The 17,370-nt window shown below is 38.8% G+C and carries 14 protein-coding genes; 6 read left to right on the top strand and 8 right to left on the bottom strand.

The window, feature by feature from the left end:
* Positions 1-168 precede the first annotated feature (168 nt).
* Together D9O48_RS01840 and D9O48_RS01835 are read left to right on the top strand one after the other, a co-directional pair.
* The gene (locus D9O48_RS01840) at positions 169-411 is read left to right on the top strand and encodes a hypothetical protein (RefSeq protein ID WP_126970006.1); all 243 of its coding nucleotides are present in this window, start codon (positions 169-171) and stop codon (positions 409-411) included.
* A gap of 234 nt (positions 412-645) precedes the next feature.
* Positions 646-1,635: a hypothetical protein gene (locus D9O48_RS01835; RefSeq protein WP_126970004.1), complete on the top strand. Its 990-nt coding sequence runs from the start codon at positions 646-648 to the stop codon at positions 1,633-1,635.
* On the opposite strand, the gene D9O48_RS01830 is transcribed toward D9O48_RS01835, so the two are convergent.
* Together D9O48_RS01830 and tsaE are read right to left on the bottom strand one after the other, a co-directional pair.
* Positions 1,607-2,821 carry an alanine dehydrogenase gene (locus tag D9O48_RS01830; RefSeq protein ID WP_126970002.1) on the bottom strand — a complete coding sequence of 405 codons (1,215 nt, stop codon included), beginning with the start codon at positions 2,819-2,821 and terminating at the stop codon, positions 1,607-1,609. The genes D9O48_RS01835 and D9O48_RS01830 overlap by 29 nt on opposite strands.
* A gap of 46 nt (positions 2,822-2,867) precedes the next feature.
* Positions 2,868-3,281, bottom strand: a complete 414-nt coding sequence (tsaE, locus tag D9O48_RS01825) for a tRNA (adenosine(37)-N6)-threonylcarbamoyltransferase complex ATPase subunit type 1 TsaE (RefSeq protein WP_126970000.1) — start codon at positions 3,279-3,281, stop codon at positions 2,868-2,870.
* A 149-nt stretch (positions 3,282-3,430) separates the two neighbouring features.
* Between tsaE and D9O48_RS01820 the strand changes: the two genes are divergently transcribed.
* Together D9O48_RS01820 and D9O48_RS01815 are read left to right on the top strand one after the other, a co-directional pair.
* Positions 3,431-5,551 (top strand): heavy metal translocating P-type ATPase, encoded by a 2,121-nt coding sequence (locus D9O48_RS01820; RefSeq protein ID WP_126969998.1) that lies wholly within the window; start codon positions 3,431-3,433, stop codon positions 5,549-5,551.
* A 9-nt stretch (positions 5,552-5,560) separates the two neighbouring features.
* Complete coding sequence (locus D9O48_RS01815) at positions 5,561-7,285, top strand: RecQ family ATP-dependent DNA helicase (RefSeq protein ID WP_126969996.1); 1,725 nt, start codon at positions 5,561-5,563, stop codon at positions 7,283-7,285.
* 171 nt (positions 7,286-7,456) lie between these two features.
* Here the strand turns inward: D9O48_RS01815 and D9O48_RS01810 are convergent, their stop codons facing one another.
* A complete protein-coding gene (locus D9O48_RS01810; protein ID WP_126969994.1) occupies positions 7,457-9,025 on the bottom strand; it encodes a helicase HerA-like domain-containing protein in 1,569 nt (522 codons plus the stop codon).
* Between the two features lie 16 nt (positions 9,026-9,041).
* Positions 9,042-9,413: a co-chaperone GroES gene (locus D9O48_RS01805; RefSeq protein WP_126969992.1), complete on the bottom strand. Its 372-nt coding sequence runs from the start codon at positions 9,411-9,413 to the stop codon at positions 9,042-9,044.
* Between the two features lie 148 nt (positions 9,414-9,561).
* Between D9O48_RS01805 and D9O48_RS01800 the strand changes: the two genes are divergently transcribed.
* Complete coding sequence (locus tag D9O48_RS01800) at positions 9,562-10,269, top strand: response regulator transcription factor (RefSeq protein WP_126969990.1); 708 nt, start codon at positions 9,562-9,564, stop codon at positions 10,267-10,269.
* Positions 10,270-10,429: 160 nt separating this feature from the next.
* On the opposite strand, the gene ruvB is transcribed toward D9O48_RS01800, so the two are convergent.
* Complete coding sequence (ruvB, locus tag D9O48_RS01795) at positions 10,430-11,455, bottom strand: Holliday junction branch migration DNA helicase RuvB (RefSeq protein WP_126969988.1); 1,026 nt, start codon at positions 11,453-11,455, stop codon at positions 10,430-10,432.
* A 122-nt stretch (positions 11,456-11,577) separates the two neighbouring features.
* Here ruvB and D9O48_RS01790 point away from each other — a divergent pair, with 122 nt between their 5' ends.
* On the top strand, positions 11,578-12,147 hold the full coding sequence (locus D9O48_RS01790) for a thioredoxin family protein (RefSeq protein WP_126969986.1): 570 nt from the start codon (positions 11,578-11,580) through the stop codon (positions 12,145-12,147).
* A gap of 44 nt (positions 12,148-12,191) precedes the next feature.
* Here the strand turns inward: D9O48_RS01790 and D9O48_RS01785 are convergent, their stop codons facing one another.
* From D9O48_RS01785 to leuS, 3 genes are all read right to left on the bottom strand, one after another.
* Positions 12,192-13,415 carry an OmpA family protein gene (locus D9O48_RS01785; RefSeq protein ID WP_126969984.1) on the bottom strand — a complete coding sequence of 408 codons (1,224 nt, stop codon included), beginning with the start codon at positions 13,413-13,415 and terminating at the stop codon, positions 12,192-12,194.
* A gap of 207 nt (positions 13,416-13,622) precedes the next feature.
* On the bottom strand, positions 13,623-14,471 hold the full coding sequence (locus D9O48_RS01780; protein ID WP_126969982.1) for an endonuclease/exonuclease/phosphatase family protein: 849 nt from the start codon (positions 14,469-14,471) through the stop codon (positions 13,623-13,625).
* Positions 14,472-14,493: 22 nt separating this feature from the next.
* Positions 14,494-17,244 (bottom strand): leucine--tRNA ligase, encoded by a 2,751-nt coding sequence (gene leuS / locus D9O48_RS01775; protein ID WP_126969980.1) that lies wholly within the window; start codon positions 17,242-17,244, stop codon positions 14,494-14,496.
* Between the last annotated feature and the right edge of the window lie 126 nt (positions 17,245-17,370).

Genomic DNA, 17,370 nt, shown 5'->3' with positions numbered 1-17,370 from the left:
CCTCCCTTCGTGATTATAATCAAAAAAATCTCCGCACAGTAGAGTATATCCCATTTTAAGCATTTAAAAGTAATCCGCTAACAGAAGTTTTACGTTTATATAAACAACCGCCTGAAGTGTTTCTGCACAGAGTAAGGTTATTACAATAAACGCTAAAATATTCCGTCAATGTCTTTCATTGCAAAAGTATTTGAATACATCAATGACCTGTTCTACGCTATTGCGGAGATCTGGAATTTCTCCTGCATGTTTCCTGATGAGGGTATAATGGACAGGCATATAAAAAAACTTTTCCGGAATCCGGAAGACCGAAAAAAACTTTCTGAAGCTATACATGCGCTTGATTCAGGGCAAACCGATTCTATACAAGTAACCTTCTCCGATGGTAAAGTAATACGTTTCTTTATTTAATCAAACGCCATGGAAAACATTCATTTAGCACTTCATACAATTATTTATCTGATGATATTTCTCATTCCGGGTATCATTTTCAGACGCTTTTTATTTATCAATAGTTTTACGCATGAACTAAGAAAAGGTACATTATTTGAAAAATCTTTATGAACAGTGCTTGCCAGCATTTTCTGCCTGATTATTTCAACATTCACAATATGGTTTATTACCTACTTATTTAATCTGTCGTTATTGAACGACATCAATTTCAATACAATTTATGAAGTTCTTAATATTATTTCTGACAGAAAATTACCCCCGGTTACTACTACATCAGATGATATTAAATTAAGCAAATCAATATTGTTCAATCTTTTGGTAATACTCATTTTTATATACTTAACATCTGCATTACTCGGATATTCTATTCATACACTTATCATTCAATTTCCATTAATACCAAAATTAATTCCCGTATTGCAGTACAGTAACAGATGGCATTTACTCAGTATCACTTCAAAAGAAGATAATACAGTATTTAGAAAGCATAAACCAATTATTCTGTTACGCGTTTTAGTGCAGGGAAATAATTCTAATATTCTATACACAGGAACATTAGAAGAGTTCTGTTCTGATGATTCAGGTAAACTGGATTTTATCATGCTTAAACAACTAGGCTCTTTTACGCCTCTTCAATTACAAAAACAAATGAACGGCAGTCAACAAATTACAGAGGAGATTATTATAATAAAATATTCCGATATACTTCACCTACACATGACCTATTTTCAAACCGAACATGAAATGACTAAAAAAGACGATACCGTAAATAAGGTAATCATTACCTCTATTATTTTAAGCGGAATAATTTTCGGATTATTTCCTTTCTTCAAAGTTGAGTTTCTGCCTGAGCTGAACGACAGAATTATTTTCTCTATCATTTCCTTATTGAATATCATTTCTATACTCAGATATATTCAGGGAATTTACGGAACAATCATGTTGAATGAAGAAACTCCTTCAGCAGGTTTTACCATCAGTGCCATATTATTCTTATCGGTTTATTATCTGAAAATATTTACGGATATCAGTATCTGGGTATTACTGTTATTATATTTTATTACTACAGTTCTTCTGATCGGTTCGTACCGAAGAATGAAGAAACCGGGTGATAGAACCGAAAGAGAAATTAAGATTTCTAAAAAAATAAAAACTACCGCTGAGAAGCGATCAGCAAATTAAGGTCAGTGTATTTCAAATCAAACCGCTGGCTTAAATGAAAGTTAGTGAGTGCACCTTTAAAGAGGTAAATACCGCTACGTAAATGCACTTTGTGCCATACCAGATTATCAAATCCACCATTATCGCCGGCTTCAATTAATAAAGGCATTAAAACATTACTGATTGCCTGAGAAGCTGTACGTGCGAATCCGGAAGGAATATTCGGAACGCAGTAATGTATAATATCAAATTTTTTAAAGATTGGTTTTTCGTGTGATGTGATTTCTGAAGTTTCGAAGCAACCGCCACGGTCGATACTCACATCGATGATAATACTTCCCGGGCGCATCCGGCTCACCATTTCTTCTGTAGCTACTACAGGCGTTCTGCCGTTATTTGAACTTAAAGCACCTACTGCCACCTCACAGGTTTTCAATTGTTTTGCCAGAATGCCGGGTTCTATGACAGAAGTCCACATACGCTGCCCGATGCTATTTTGTAATCTTTTTAACCGGTAAACACTGTTATCAAATACTTTTACTGATGCACCAAGTGCCAGAGCCGCGCGGGCGGCAAATTCACCTACAATACCGGCACCGAGAATAATTACTTTTGTAGGCGGAATACCTGAAATACCACCCAGCAATACACCTTTACCACTATTATGCGAACCCAGGTACTGACCGGCAATCAACATCACCGCACTACCGGCAATTTCGCTCATACTTCTTACAATCGGTAAACTGTCTGAGTCGTCTTTTAAGCTTTCAAACGCGATGGCCGTGATCCTCTTTTCCATCATTTTGGTGAGGATTTCGGGCTTTAATACAGACAGGTGTAAAGGGGAAATCACTACCTGGTTTTTTTGTAAAAAGGGAAGGTCTTCTTCAATAACGGGAGCACTTTTCACAAGGATGGGCGCCATAAACGCCTCTTTTCGTTCATAAACGATCTTAGCGCCTGCCTCAGCATAATCTTTGTCGGAGTAATGAGCACCAACGCCGGCATTGTGTTCAATCACCACCTGATGACCATTTAAAACCAGTACTCTTACTCCTTCCGGCGTAAGCGCGATTCGGTTTTCCTGAAAAGCTGTTTCTTTAGGAATGCCAATACATAGTTGTTCCCCACGGGGTTTAACATCTAAAGTTTCTTCTAATGTTTCGTAACTAAAAGAAGTACTTATAACTGGCTTGTATTGTGACATGAAAGAAAGAGTTTTATGCTGAATTTGAATCCAGACACCAAATATATCAATTAAAACTGATGTTTAAGGTTCTAGTATTGGCATCGATGAGTGTAATTTCAACTTTCCAGAATGCGCGGGGAAGCAATCCGGGAGTTCTTTCAGGCCATTCCACAAAAGTCCAATGCTCGCCATAAAAACATTCTTCCACACCCGCCTGAAGCGCTTCCTCCTCGTCTTCAAGACGATACAGATCTAAATGATAAATAATACCATTAGGTGATTGATATTGATTGATAATGGAATAAGTAGGTGAAGAAGCCGTTTCTTCCGTTTCCAAAACTTTACACAATGTGGAAATAAAAGTTGTTTTGCCAGCCCCCATATTGCCATAAAAAGCCACTAATCCGGGCTTACCGATATGCGTTAAAACCTGACGGGCCGCCTGTTCTATATTGTTTAACGTAAAGTTTACAACCATTTTACAAAGATATTCAATTCACCAGTAAACAGTTCCGCAGGCAGTTAAAAAGATAATTGCAACATTGTATATATAATAAATTACCACAGATACCAGGGTTCTTCTAACTTTGTTAACTGATAATTTTACCAGGATAAATTTTACTGATCATGGAACAAATAAATTGGAAGGTAGACGGGATCAGCTGTGCCAACTGTGTGCTCACCATACGTCAATATTTAGAAAAAGAAGGTGTTGGAAATGTTCAGGTGAATATGATGGATGGCGATGTGTCTTTTTTACCCTCCGGCAACACCCCTGCCGATAAATTACAAAAAGGAATTGAAGCCCTTGGTTATACCGTTCATACCGGTAAAGCCGGTGAGGTTCCCAGAAAAAAAATCTTCAAAAATCATAAACAAAGATTTTTATTCTGTTTGATTTTCACATTGCCGCTCATGCTGCATATGTTTCACAACGTACTTCCCATTCATTGGTTAATGAATCCCTGGGTACAACTGGCATTAACGTTGCCTGTATTAACTGTGGGTATGGATTATTTTGGCAGAAGTGCCGTTCAATCGCTCAAAAACGGTATTCCCAACATGAATGTACTGGTAACCATCGGTGCATTGGCAGCTTTTGTATACAGCCTCATCGGAGCCATCAATCAATGGGGCCACGATTATCTCTTTTTTGAAACCACTGCTACCATTATCACCCTGGTATTCATGGGAAACTGGCTGGAAGAGACATCTGTACAATCTACTCAGAAAGCGCTCAATCAGCTGGCTAAGTCACAAAAGGTGATGGCCAATATGATTGCTTTTGACGGCGACCATCAGGAAGCTATTTTCCCGATTGAAAACACGCAACTCAAACATGGCGATCTTATCCTTATTAAATCGGGCGAACAGGTACCCGCTGATGTTAAAATACTAACAGGTTCTGCTACCGTAAATGAATCTATCATTACCGGTGAAAGCGAACCGATTGCTAAAAATATTAAAGATCAGCTAATCGGAGGAAGTATATTGATTGATGGTAACGTAAGGGCTCAGGTGATTGCAGAGGCAAAAGATTCTGTATTAGCCAATATTCTGAACTTAGTACGTCAGGCTCAGAGCGAAAAAGCCCCGGTTCAGCAGCTCGCAGATAAAATTAGCGCGGTTTTTGTGCCTGTTGTACTTTCAATTGCCGCATTAACCTTACTCATCAACTATCTGGTTGTAGGAGCTTTTACCCCTTCTATTATGCGCGCAATAGCCGTTCTGGTAATCGCTTGTCCTTGTGCAATGGGATTAGCCACTCCGGCAGCCATCGCTGTAGGATTAGGACGCGCCGCTAAAAACGGGGTTTTATTCAGAAATGCCCGTTCTTTAGAATTGTTTAAAAATATTCAACAGGTCGTATTTGATAAAACAGGTACACTTACAACCGGCAATTTCAATGTGGCCGATTATAGAATTATTGATCAGCAATATGATGAGCACTCGTTTAAACAGCTCGTTTATTCGCTGGAAAAGTACTCAAACCACCCGATCGCCGTTTCCATTACACAACATTGGAAAGTTTCGCCTTTGTTAAGGTGGAAGAAAGTAGAAGAAATGAAAGGAGTCGGTATGCAGGCATGGGATGAGGCCAACAACTTTTATCAGGCCGGATCGTACGATATTGCAAAAGAACTCATCCGGGAAAGTTATCACAACGTATATATTCTAAAAAATGGTGTTTTGATCGGATGGATAGATGTTAAAGACGAAATTCGTGCGGAAGCCAAAGAAGTGGTTGACTATTTGAAATCAAAAGGAATTAAAACAATTTTGTTAAGTGGCGACAGAAAAGAGAAATGTGCTGCGCTGGCTGAACACATCCGGTTAGATGAAGTAATTGCGGAGAAGAAACCGGCCGAAAAGTTAGCCATCATTGAGTCGCTTACCAAAAATACGCCGACAGCAATGGTAGGAGATGGTATCAATGATGCACCGGCATTAGCAAAAGCCACAATCGGCATTTCATTAAGCGATGCATCACATGTTGCTATGCAAACTGCCGATGTTGTATTAATGAATCATGGTATTAAAAATTTACCGCTGGCACTCGGACTTGGTAAACATACTTATAAAACCATACAACAAAATTTGTTCTGGGCATTTATATACAATATCATTGCTATTCCGATTGCCGCTGTAGGATTATTACAACCCATGTTTGCTGCACTTGTAATGGGATTAAGTGATGTTGTATTAGGAATTAACTCAGTTCGATTGTTTAAGAAAAAAGTATTATAGTTGTAATTAATGACAATTCACCAGTTACTGAAAAACTATTGGGGATATGATCAATTCAGGCCTTTACAGGAAGAGATCATTCAATCTGTCATCGACGGTAAGAATACATTAGCGATTCTACCTACGGGTGGTGGTAAATCTATATGTTATCAAATTCCCGGTTTGTACAAACCGGGAATTTGTTTAGTTGTAAGTCCGCTCATTGCATTGATGAAAGACCAGGTTTTTCAGTTACGAAAAAGAGGCATTACAGCTTTTGCAATTTATGCCGGGATGACCCGGAAAGAAGTCATTCAAACACTAGAAACAGCAGCCCATTCAAATTGTAAATTTTTATATATTTCTCCGGAACGTCTCAGTTCTTCTAATTTTATCCAATACATTCAACACCTTCCTATTGACCTGATCGCCGTTGATGAAGCTCATTGTATCTCACAATGGGGATACGACTTCAGACCTGCTTACCTAAAGATTGCCGGCATTAAAGAATTGTTTCCTGAAGCAGCCATGATTGCATTGACTGCCAGCGCCACCCCAAATGTACAGCAAGATATTTGTGCTCAACTGGGCTTTGAAGACACACAGGTTTTTAAAAAAGGGTTCTTTCGACCTAATCTTATTTACAGAGTAAAAGAAAGCAACGACAAAATCAATCACCTCATTCAACTGATCAACCATGTGAATGGCAGTTGCATTATCTATTGCCGTAACAGGCGGAAAACAAAATTCATCGCAGACATTTTACTGCAAAACAACATCTCCGCCCATTTCTATCATGCAGGACTTGCACAGGAAGTAAGAGACCAAAGACAAGAAGACTGGATTAAAGATAAAGTTCCGGTGATGGTTTGTACCAACGCATTTGGGATGGGAATTGACAAACCAAATGTGCGATTGGTAATACATATTGATTTACCAGAGTGTATTGAGAATTATTACCAGGAAGCCGGCAGGGCAGGCAGAGATGAACAACCCGCCTGGGCAGTATTACTATACGATCAGCAGGATTTATCAGATCTTAAAGAGCAGGTAGAAAAACGCTTTCCTCCGTTGGAAGAAGTTAGAACAATGTATAAATCTTTAATGAATCACCTGCAAATCCCTATCAATTATGGTAAAGGACATTATTATAAAATCGACCTGACCACTTTTGTAAAAAACTTTAACCTGGACGCGTTTAAAATTACGCATGGCTTAAAATTACTGGAGCAGGAAGGCTATCTTAGTTTTAACGAACAGGTATTTACACCCAGTAAAGTAATTTTTGTAGCAGACAGGGAATGGTTAAGAGAATTTCAGGAAAAAGATGAGGCATTATCAAAGCTTATAGGGAATTTATTGCGCCACTACGAAGGAATTTATGATGTAGAAACGGCCATACACGAAAAAACAATTGCCTACTGGCTGAAAACAGATGAAGTCACTATCCGCCAACAGCTAAAGCAACTGGCGTTCTACGGCATTATAGAATATCACCCGGTAGAAAATACTCCACAGGTATATTTATTAGAAGACAGAGTTGCTTTAGAGGCCGTTACTATACAACAGGAACTGTTTGATTTCAGAAAAGAACAATTTGCTCAACGTACAAGTGCAATGACTGAATATGCAACTCAGCAAAAACATTGCAGATCAAAATTCATCAGTAACTATTTTGGTGAAAAGTTAACGCAAGATTGCGATGTGTGTGATGTATGTAAGAAAAAAATCAAAAGCCGGCAATTACAAGACTGATTACTGGAATATTTACAAACACCTCAAACAATTCTCTCTATCAAGTTACAATTTAATTTGTATGCAGAAGATGAAATAAAGAGAACAATAAATAAACTCATTGAACAGAAAAAAGTTACTATAAAAAAAGGCGTCTTACAGAGAATGTAAAACGCCTTTTTATTCACTCTGTTATTTTCGTTTAGTTTTCGATTTTGTTGTGCGGTTTAATCCCAGTCCACCTAAAAGAGATCTGGTAATCATTGCACCGGCTGTTCGCATGATTTGCTTTACAGCCGAATTCTCAAACACTTTTTCTATCGTAGACTTTTCTGCTCTGCGTGAAGGTGTTTTTTTCTCTTTTTCTTCTGCCCTGGTTGTTTCCTCCTGAGCAGTTTGTTCAGCCGCAGCGTCGAGTTTTGCAGTGAGGATTTCGTATGCGCTTTTAGAGTCAATTAACTCTTCATACTTTTTCACTAACCGTGATTTTTGTACCAACCGGTCTATTTCCTGCTCTGATAGAATATCCATTCTTGAGCGTGGAGAAGCAATCAATGTGTGTACTAATGGAGTAGGTATTCCTTTTTCGTTCAATAAAGATACAAATGCTTCGCCCGTTCCGAGTTGAGTCAATAAATCATCTGTTTTATAAAACTCAGAAACAGGATAGTTTTCGGCTGCTTTCTTAATTACTTTACGGTCGGCTGCGGTAAATGCTCTCAAAGCATGTTGTACTTTGAGTCCTAACTGGCTAAGAACTCCGGCAGGTATATCCTGCGGATTCTGAGTACAGAAAAAGATTCCCACTCCTTTTGAGCGGATTAGTTTAATGATGGTTTCAATTTTTTCTAACAAGGCAGCAGAAGCTTCCTGAAAAACGAGATGGGCTTCATCAATAAATATACAAAGCTTAGGCTGATCCAGGTCTCCTTCCTCTGGTAAGGTACTGTACAATTCATCGAGCAATTGCAACATAAATGTGGAGAATAACTTTGGTCGGTTTTGCATATCAGTTAAACGAAGAATATTGATGTATCCTCTTCCGTTTTCATCAGTACGCATCAGATCATCCACATCAAACGATATTTCACCAAAAAACTGGTTAGCGCCCTGTTGTTGAAGTTCAATTACTTTACGCAATATCGTTCCCGTAGAGGTCGTAGAAATTTTACCGTATTCTTTTTCTATTTCACTCTTTCCTTCATTAGAGATGTATTGAATCGTTTTTGTAAAATCTTTCAGGTCTAGCAACGGTAATTTATGATCGTCGCAATATTTAAAAATCAAAGCTACAATACCTTGTTGTGTATCATTCAGATTTAAAATCTTCGATAACAGGATCGGTCCAAATTCACTAACTGTTGCTCTTAAACGAATACCTTTTTCATTACTCAGCGACATGAGTTCAACCGGAAAACCTGTGGGCTGATAAGCAATTCCCATCAGGTCATACCTTTCCTGAATTCTATCGTTCACTGTACCCGCTGCTGCCAGTCCACTCAGATCACCTTTAATATCCATCAGCAATACCGGTACACTTTTATCGCTCAAACATTCGGCAATAGTTTGTAAGGTTTTGGTTTTTCCGGTACCCGTAGCACCAGCGATCAGGCCGTGCCGGTTCATAGTTTTTAACGGGAAGGCGATATTTGTGGCAGGCACGGCTTTCCCGTCAAGCATTCCTACGCCAAAAACAGCTTTTTCACCTTTAAAAGTATATCCCTCCTGAACGGTTTTTAAGAATGCAGCTTCGTTCGACATGCTAGGTTTGTTTTAATTATAAATCTTCTTCTCTTTCCAACATCAATATAGCGCTCTGTGGCACAATGAAATACTTCACATTCTCATACACAATTTCGGTAGCCGCATTCAATAAAAAGATAGCTAAATCTCCTTCACGGGCTTGCAACGGCACGTATTTCACCTGGTCTTCTTCCGACTTCCACGGTTCATCTTCCATTGGCATGGGAATCGCATACCCTGGTCCGGTTTTTACTACATAACCTTGTTGTACCTTTTCTTTTTCTTGTACACCAGGGGGTAAATACAGGCCAGACTCCGTTTTTTCATTGGGAGTTGTGGGTTTGATTAATACCCGGTCACCTATGACGATTAGTTTTTTGATGGTATTATCACTGGTTAATCTCATATTACTCAATTTACGCAACAAAAGTAATATTCTTTTGAATTGAATGAATGAGTTGTTCCGGGGCTATTTATTAACAAAAAATTAGACCAGGTTTAGTATATTACAGAAAAGAATTAACTTTATTTACGTTGTCAATAAATCTATAAATATGGACAGTAAGAAAGCAAAAATATTACTTTGTGAAGATGATCAGAACCTGGGAAGTGTATTAAAGAACTATTTGGAGTTGAATGATTTTGACGTAACACTTGAGCGAGACGGACGTTTAGGCCTGGCGGCTTTTCAACGTGAGAAATTCGATCTATGTCTTCTTGATATCATGATGCCTCATATGGACGGATTCGCATTAGCTGAAGAAATTCGTGATGTAGATCCGGATATTCCTTTGTTCTTTTTAAGCGCAAAAACAATGAAGGAAGATATCATTCACGGCTACAAACTTGGTGCAGATGACTATATTACCAAGCCGTTTGACCCTGAAGTTTTATTGCTAAAAATCAAAGCAATTTTGAAACGCAACGAAGAAACTTCAAAAGAAATCGAGAACAAAGAATATACTTTATCAACCTATCACTTTAACCCGAAGTTGAGAGAGTTAACCCATAATGGTAATACGCAAACTCTTTCTCCTAAAGAGAATGAGCTATTGAAAATGCTTTGTGAACACCTGAACGATTTATTACCGAGAGAACAGGCTTTGAAAAAAATCTGGGGTAGCGATACTTATTTCAACGGTAGAAGTATGGATGTTTATATCGCTAAATTGAGAAAGTACCTGAAAGATGACGATAATATTGAAATCGTGAATATTCATGGTAACGGATTCAGATTAGTGGTGAGCGGAGCCAATGCATAGTTTTTAACTACCAACCATAAAAAAAGGTGTTCTTTTACAGAACACCTTTTTGTTTTATTTTTATCGTTAAAGATGGTACCATGCAGGCTTTCGAATGATGAACAGGTAACCGACACAAGGCTGTCAGCTAAACTCTTAATTCTCAATTATTAATTATTACTTAGAAAAGAAGGTCTTGCTTCCCTGGCATATCCTTTCCCAAATGTTCATACGCTTTCTGTGTAACTTCTCTGCCACGTGGTGTGCGTTTAATAAATCCTTCCTGTATCAGAAAAGGCTCATATACTTCTTCCAGTGTTCCCGGTTCTTCTCCTACCGCTGTAGCAATAGTAGTAATACCTACCGGGCCTCCTTTGAACTTTTCAATAATGGTAGATAAAATTCTGTTATCCATTTCATCTAAACCATGTTCATCAACATGCAATGCTTTTAATGAATGCTGGGTGATGCCCAGATCAATTATGCCATTTCCCAATACCTGGGCAAAGTCACGTACACGGCGTAACAAACCATTAGCAATTCTGGGAGTACCTCTGCTACGTCGTCCAATTTCTGCTGCTGCATCAGAAGTAATTTTCGTATTCAGAATACCTGCCGAACGTACTATAATTTTTTGCAATACATCGGCATTATAATATTCAAGGCGCGATTTAATCGCAAATCTTGAAAGCAACGGAGCCGTTAATAAACCACTTCTGGTAGTGGCTCCTACTAAAGTAAATGGACTTAAATTAATCTGAATACTACGTGCATTCGGACCACTATCAATCATAATGTCGAGCCGGTAGTCTTCCATCGCAGCATATAGATATTCTTCCACCAATGTACTCAAACGGTGTATTTCATCTATAAACAACACATCGTTGGGCTCCAGGTTGGTCAGTAAACCAGCCAGGTCACCGGGTTTTTCAATGACTGGTCCTGATGTTTCCTTGATATTTGCCCCCATTTCATTAGCAATAATTCTACTGAGGGTTGTTTTCCCCAAACCCGGAGGGCCGTGAAACAAGATATGATCCAGTGCCTCTCCTCTCATTTTAGCCGCTTTTATAAAGATGCGGATATTATCAATAATCTGCTGCTGGCCGGAAAACTCCTCCAAAGCCCTGGGCCTGATATTATTCTCAAACTCCTTTTCAGCAGTACTCTGCCCGGATTTATCATTATTTAGATGTGGATTCATCATACAGTGTAAAGCTACAAAATACTATTTTAGGAAATCACTTTTCTGCCGGTTCTGCGAGATCTTGTCTCCACCCAACCTTTTTAACCCAATGTTGTTATTTGTAAAAGAAATAGATAATTGATATGATTTATTTGCAGGAGTATCTTACCAAAAGCATTGGCTATAATGAATATCAGACTGCCATTCAAGCAATTGTAGATGCGAACGACCCCGAAACCAAATACCTTGATTACATCAGGTTAAATGTTCAGCGGATGATCCGTTTAAATAAGACCATCCATGTTTTACCGGAGCTGGAAGCTGCTGTAAAAGCAATAAACACTCCTCAGTACTGGTTTGTTCTGTCAGAAGGCTGGTGTGGAGATGCTGCTCAAACCACTCCATTAATGGCAAAACTGGCAGAATTGAATCCACAAATCAGTTTACAATTTTTATGGAGAGATCAAAATACGGAATTAATGGATCAGTTTTTAACGGATGGCAAGAGCAGAAGTATTCCGAAACTGATTGCGACCGATAGCGAAGGAAAAGTATTGTTTGATTGGGGACCCCGACCCGAAGAATTACAGATCATTTATAAAGATCACGCTGCAAAAGGAACACCGTTTACAGAAGTAGCGGAAATACTGCAGAAGTGGTATTTGCAGGATAAAACAGTTTCTACCCAGAAAGAAATTCTTGAAAGATTATAATAAATAACAGGTGGGTTTTGACGCCCACCTGTTTATTTTATTGTTTATTTTTCTCTTACATTAATTGATATTCTCCTGTCTTTCTCTCTTACAGCTTCCGGATCGGTAGCTGCCGCTTTTGCAAATTCAGAACCGTAACCTTCAGCGCCAACCAGTTGTTCTTTTTTAACGCCTTCTGCTAACAAAGCTTTATGAACGGCATCAGCACGTTCCTGTGATAAGCGTTTATTAACTGCGTCATCACCGGTTTTATCGGTATAACCTCCGATTTTAATTTTAGCATTCGGAAAAGCATTGAGAATATTAGCAATATTTTTCACCTGCCGCATACTGCTTGACGTGAGTGTAGCACTTCCTACTTCAAAATTAAGATCGTCAAAATCAAACCATCTGTCTTTTTCGATCGGTGCATCTTTATCGCGCAGGTACATAATTAACTGATCTTCTATTCCACCTTTGTAAGCATCAATTTTTAAATTATTGTTAACATCCAGCTGAACCATTTCTCTCATTTTTTCTTTCACTTTATCAACCATAGTAACTACGGTATCCCTGACTTCTTCGCCGGTTACGGCAGGAGTGTTTCTGCAACCCTTCATAAAATATAAAATAGCGGCTATGGCAAATAAAATAAGTATCAGCGGAAGTAGCCAGTTAGTTCCTTTACGCTCTTCTTTATCAGTAGTCTGATAGTTCACTTTGATTTGCTCATATTTAGCATCTGCTTTTGCTCCTAAACCTCCTGTACCGAGTAAGCTACCGATTCCGAGCCCTGCTGGTAAAGCATTCATTATATTCGCTTTTTGATCATTGAGGTAACCAGCCAGGCCGGCTGCAGATAAATTAAAACGTTTTGCTTCATTTCCCAATACTCCCAGTGCCATTGGTGCAGCCATACTAATCAGCGATGAAGCGGAGGAACTTCTGATACCACTGAAATTAGAAACAGCCTGAACAATACCTTCCAGGCGATCACCGAATAACTGACGTATCATATCCAGCCCTTTGTCGAGAATATTCCCTTCGCCTGAAAACATGGAGCCGATATTAGAAATAACCCCGGCATTTGAAGCATCCTGCGATAGGTTAAGTAAATGATTAGCGCCGTTAGGCTCATTGGCCTTTGAAACAAAACCAGCCAGTACTGCCGGTACAGCACCGGATATTGCTTTCATGATTCCACCTTCACTCTCACCAAATGCTGCTGCCATTTTATTGACAATCTCACCATTAAAAAGATGATTCACTGATTGTAATAGATTATTCATTAGAGTTAATTTAATTGTGAATGATGACTCCGTGTCAGATACCTTTATTTCTGATACAAATAAAATACCATCCCCCTGTTATCTGAGTCACAGCTATACCGGCCATTGGATATCTAACCGGTATGCATCACCCGTTGAACTTGTTTACTGAACATAAAAAGAGCCTATATCAATGATATAGGCTCTTCACTATTAACAAGTTAATGATTACAATATAATTACTCTGGCAAAAACCGGAAAGTGATCCGATGAATACTGGTTACCCCATGTTTGTGACAATGTTGCATGTTGCAACACCTTTACTTTATTCCTGATGAAAATATGATCGATCGGCAATTCGCTGTCTTCTTTTACCTTCCAGGCATTAAAAGTTCCTACCGGTCCGTAATGAGGTGTTTCACTTACTGCTTTACTATCAGTTAAATGTTTAGCATTCGATTGATCAACAATGATTTTAATCGGTTCATCTTTGGGGGCTGCATTAAAATCACCAGTAATTACGGATGGCATCGTACCTGCAACTGAATCTACCAGGTGTAATATATACTTAGCACTTTCTCTTCTGGCTTCTACTCCAATATGATCAAAATGGGTATTAAACACATAAAAAAGCTTTTTCGTTTGTAAGTCTTTAAACTTTGCCCATGTTACAATCCGGGGAATATTGGCATCCCATCCTTTAGAACCGGGAACCGTTGGTGTTTTAGATAACCAGACTGTTCCTGATTCAATTACAGACAATCTGCTTTTTTTATAAAATATAGCTGAATACTCACCTTTGGTTTTACCATCATCTCTCCCAACGCCTACATAACTATAATCAGGTAAGTCTTTCTGAAGGTCCATCATCTGATCATGCAGTGCTTCTTGTACGCCTACAAAATCAGTTTGATGAAATAAGATCTGCGAACTGACTTTATCCGATCTTTTTGGCCATGCATTTATTCCGTCGTTAGCGGTATTCAGACGAATATTAAACGACATAACATTCAACGATTGAGCATTTATTCCTAAACATGTTGCTACTGCCAGCAACAAGAAAAACATCTTTTTCATTTTTTTTTATTTAACCTCAAGATTATACAACAACATTTATCATTCTACCTTTCACGTAAATGATCTTTTTAGGTGATTTTCCTTCCAGCCATTTCTGAACCACGTCATTCGCCAGTGCCAGTTTTTCTACTTCTTCCTGAGTAGCATCTAAACTTAACATCATAGTGGTTCTGGTTTTACCATTTACAGAAACAGGATATTCTTTTTCACTTTCGATCAGATATTTTTCTTCAACTTCAGGGAAAGACGCTTCCAATACGGAAGATTTATTTTCTAATAAAGACCATAGTTCCTCTGCAGCATGTGGTGCATATGGTGATAATGCGATCAACAATTTCTCCAGAATTTCTTTCTTACTACATTTCGCATCAGTTAATTCATTTACACAAACCATCAGTCCGCTCACTACTGTATTCAGCGAGAACCGTTCAATGTCTTCTTCTATTTTTTTAATCGCTTTATAAATGATCTTATACTCCTGATCGGTGGGAGTTTCATTTGTCCAGACCTTTCCTTTCTGTTCATCATAGAAAAGCCGCCACAGTTTTTTAAGGAAACGATGAACACCCTCAATACCTTTGGTATCCCATGGCTTATCCTGCTCAACAGGTCCTAAAAACATTTCATACATTCTGAATGTATCAGCACCATATCTTGCCACCAGGTCATCAGGATTCACGACGTTGAAATAACGTTTACTCATTTTTTCTAAACGTGTTCCGCAGATATACTTCCCGTCTTCCAACACAAAAGTTGCATTTGCAAAATCAGGTTTTGATTTTTTGAAAGCTTCAGTATCCAGTTCAGTACCTCTCACAATATTGACATCTACGTGAATTTCATCTGTTTCGTATTGTTCTTTCAATCCGAATGAAACAAACTCATTTGTACCTCTTACGCGATATACCAATCTTGAATCACCTCCGATCTTTCCTTGATTTACCAGGCGCTTATAAGGTTCATCAAAACCGATATGTCCCAGATCAAACAAAGCTTTGGTCCACATACGACTATACAACAAGTGGCCAACTGCGTGTTCGGTTCCACCAACGTACAGGTCTACCTGTCCCCAATAATCACTTACTTTTCTATCGCAGAAAGTTTCATTATTATGTGGGTCCATATAACGCAGGAAATACCAGCTTGAACCGGCATATCCGGGCATTGTATTCGTTTCCAGTTCCTGAGCTACCCACTCCGGAACGTTCGCCAGCGGACCTTCACCTTCAGGCCCTGGTTTGTACGATTCAATATGTGGAAGCGTCAAAGGAAGTTCTGATTCATTTAAAGCATAAGCAGAACCGTTTTTCCATTTAACCGGAATCGGCTCACCCCAATAACGCTGACGACTAAACGCAGCATCACGCATTTTGAAATTCACTTTACGGGTACCGATACCTGCATCTTCAATTTTCTGAGCTGCTACTTCAATCGCGTCTCTCATAACCATTCCGTTTAAGAAATCAGATTGCTGAAGAACGGCATCTTTGGTAGGATTTGCTTCTTCACCATTGAAAGCATCTCCGATAATATTGGTTACCGGAATATCAAAATGTTGTGCGAATTTAAAATCTCTTTCATCTCCACAAGGTACAGCCATGATAGCACCTGTTCCATAACCGGCTAATACATATTCTGAAATCCAGATCGGGATTAATTTTTTGCTGAACGGATTCACGGCATAGGCTCCGGTAAATACACCGGTAATTTTTTTCTCTGCCATACGCTCACGTTCGCTTCTGCTTTTTACATAAGCGATATAGTCATCTACTGCTGTTTTTTGTTCAGCGGTAGTAATCTTTGCGATCAGTTCGTGTTCAGGAGCCACTACCATAAAGTCGACACCGAAAATTGTATCAGGGCGGGTGGTGTAAACTCTGAGTGTTTCCTGGGTTTCATTAATAGCAAAATCAACTTCAGCGCCATAGCTCTTACCAATCCAGTTGCTTTGCATTTCTTTTAAGGCTTCGCTAAAATCAACTTTTTCGAGACCGGTTAATAAACGGTCGGCATATTCAGTGATTCTCAAATACCACTGACGAAGTTTTTTCTTTACCACAGGAAAACCACCTCTTTCACTTACGCCATTGATTACTTCATCATTTGCCAGTACAGTTCCTAAAGCTTCACACCAGTTTACCTCACCATAACCGCAATAAGCCAAACGATAATCCATCAGGATACTCAATTGCTCCTTTTCTGATTTAGACTTCCATTCTCCGGCTGTAAAGCTCAGTTGATTATTGGCCGGGCAAACGTGTTGTTGATTTCCTTCTTTTTCAAAAGCAGCAATCAGGTGCTGAACCGGTTTTGCTTTCTTTTCGTTACGATCGTAATAGCTATTGAACAACTGTAAAAAAATCCATTGTGTCCATTTATAATAACCCGGCTCACAGGTTCTGATTTCACGATCCCAGTCGAAACTAAAACCTATATTATCTAACTGGTTTCTATAGGTATTAATATTCTTTTCTGTGGATACTGCAGGGTGGATACCATGATCAATGGCATATTGTTCAGCAGGTAAACCGAATGCGTCGTACCCCATCGGGTGTAACACATTAAAGCCTTTCAGTCTTTTATAGCGTGCAAAAATATCACTGGCAATGTACCCGAGCGGGTGTCCTACGTGTAACCCTGATCCACTTGGATAAGGGAACATATCTAACACATAGTATTTCGGTTTATCCGACTCATTCTTAACTTGATAAGCTTTGGTTTCGTTCCAATGCTTTTGCCATTTTTTTTCAATGGCGCTAAAATTATACTCCATGCCGTTGGTCGTATGCGTTAAAGAACGCGTTTATTTTAAGTTGAATATTTAGCATTTTTTAATGGAAAATGTGAGTTTCCTGATAGCCCAACTTCTAAAATTCAGCCATTATAACCCGCTTTTAAT

The sequence above is a fragment of the Gynurincola endophyticus genome, from assembly GCF_003991195.1.
GTDB lineage: Bacteria > Bacteroidota > Bacteroidia > Chitinophagales > Chitinophagaceae > Gynurincola > Gynurincola endophyticus.
The sequence above is the reverse complement of the archived record's forward strand: the minus strand, read 5'-3'. Positions and strand labels throughout refer to the sequence as shown.